Source organism: Microcoleus sp. Pol12B4, assembly GCF_036701385.1.
Taxonomy (GTDB): Bacteria; Cyanobacteriota; Cyanobacteriia; order Cyanobacteriales; family Microcoleaceae; genus Microcoleus.
In genome coordinates this window covers 1-1,447 of sequence record NZ_JAUBQR010000401.1, presented here as the reverse complement: position 1 = coordinate 1,447, position 1,447 = coordinate 1, and the positions used below count along the sequence as shown (strand labels likewise).

Below are 1,447 nucleotides of genomic sequence, written 5' to 3'. Positions count from 1 at the left end.
AGTCTGATGGTGAATTGGTCTGTGCCACCTGCTTCTGTAGTTACTAATCCCGATACCGGACTAATAATAATGTCAGGGCTTACTGGTGGTGGTGGTGGTGGCGGTGCAGTGTCGTTATCCGCGATCGCCACTGTCACCCCTGGAACCACAACTACATTATACTTAGCATCACCCCCACTCACAGTGTGAGTAATATTAGCGCTGTGCGCGCTTTCCACAACCGTATCATCAACAGCTTTCACCGTAACGGTTTTAGTGACATTCCAATTATTTGTAGTGAAAGTAATAGGCGCGATCGCCTCTATCTCATTACCTGTTGTGAGAGTGATAGTTACAGGGGCGTAAGGCTGCGACGTTAACTTGATCCCATAATTGCCATCCGCGCCGCCTTCTGTAGCAGTTGTTTGCGTGGGAGAAATGCTTACACCTACTGTGTCGTTGTCGGTAATCGATACATTTACATCCTGAATAGTCTGACCGCTATACTTGGTATCGGTGCTGGCAGAAGTGTGAGCAATCGTGCCGCCGTGGGTTCCTTGGGCTATGCTGTCATCGATCGCACTAACAGTGACAGTCTGATCCACATTCCAGTTAGTGCTGTCAAAAATAATTGGGGCGATCGCATTTATTTGATCCCCTGTAGCGAAACTAACCGTCACAGGCGCGAGCGGCTGGGATTTTAACTTAACGCTGTACGTGCCTGTTGCACCGCCTTCGGTAGCAGTTGTACTCGTAGGTGAAATACTCACGCCTGCGGTATCGTTGTCAGCAATCGTGGCAGTCACAGGAGAAATCGTCAGCCCATTATACAAATTATCGGTACTGACAGAAGTGTGAGTAATCGTGCCGCTGTGGGTTCCTTGGGCTATGCTGTCCTCGATCGCACTAACAGTCACATTTTGAGCAACATTCCAATTATTTGGGGTGAAAGTCAGAGGTGCGATCGCACTAATTTGAGTCCCAGTGTCAAAATTAATCGTAACGTTGGCAGCAGGTGCGGTAGTCAAAACCACGCCGTAGGTAGCCGTTGCACCGCCTTCACCAATATTTGTACTGCCTGCCGATTGCACGATGGAAACACCAGGACTATCGTTATCAGTAATCGATGCCGTCACATCGGGCATCGATGAGGCGTTATAACTGGCATCGGTACTGGTAACTGTGTGAGCGATCGTTCCGCTGTGGGTTCCTTGTGCTACATTGTCGTCGATCGCACTAACAGTCACAGTTTGATCGACATTCCAGTTTGTGCTGTCAAAAGTAATCGGTGTGGCGAGCGGGCTAATTGCATTGCCAGTATTAAAGCTAATATTAACCGGTGCCGTCGGTTCCGAAGTTAACTTGACTTTGTAACTGCCAGTTGCGCCGCCTTCTGTAGCAGTGATGTTCGTAGGTGCAATGCTGAAACCGGCAGAGTCATCATTTGTGATGCTAGTTGTAGCAGTTG

Annotated in this window: 1 pseudogene; it reads right to left on the bottom strand. The window is 48.8% G+C overall.

What is annotated here, in order from left to right:
* Positions 1-1,447 (bottom strand): annotated as a pseudogene (locus QUA38_RS28525) (Calx-beta domain-containing protein); the annotation flags it as partial.